General features: G+C 31.9%; 1 protein-coding gene. It reads right to left on the bottom strand.

Going from position 1 to position 592, the window contains the following annotated elements:
- Window positions 1-592, bottom strand: a 592-nt coding sequence (locus ACX6CF_RS25540; RefSeq protein WP_458788210.1) for a reverse transcriptase domain-containing protein, incomplete at both ends; no start/stop codon positions are given.

Raw genomic sequence — 592 nt, 5'->3', positions numbered from 1 at the left:
CCATGTCCCTTTCCTACAATTAGCCATTTCATGTACTTTCCATAAGGGTAAGTTATATTTTCCTATCATTCTATATCTAGTTTTTACTCTCTTCCATTGTTTCCAGTAGATTGCTCGGATTCTTCTCCTTAACCATTCATCTGTTCTTTTGAGGATTCCTTTCATATCTGCTAGTCTATAGTAATTCAACCAACCATATATATATTGTTTTAATTTTAGGATTCTGTACTCATTTCCCCAACCATTACTTTTCTTTGTCAGTTCTTTGAGTCTTTGCTTCATTTTATTTATGCTTTTCTTGTGTAGTCTTAATCTACACTTTCCTTTGTATCTATAAAATGTATACCCTAGAAATTTTACTTTGCTCACATGTGCCACTACTGTTTTATCTGTATTTACTTTTAAAAATAGCTTCTTTTCTATAAATACTATTATTGATTTTAGTACTCTCATAGCTCCACGTTTGCTTTTACAAAATATCATAAGGTCATCCGCATACCTTACGTATCGATGCCCTCTTTTAGTTAATTTCTTATCTAATTCATTTAGCATTATATTACTTAGTAATGGACTTAGTGGACCGCCTTGCGGT

It is taken from the genome of Vallitalea sediminicola, from assembly GCF_054408565.1.
The sequence above is the reverse complement of the archived record's forward strand: the minus strand, read 5'-3'. Positions and strand labels throughout refer to the sequence as shown.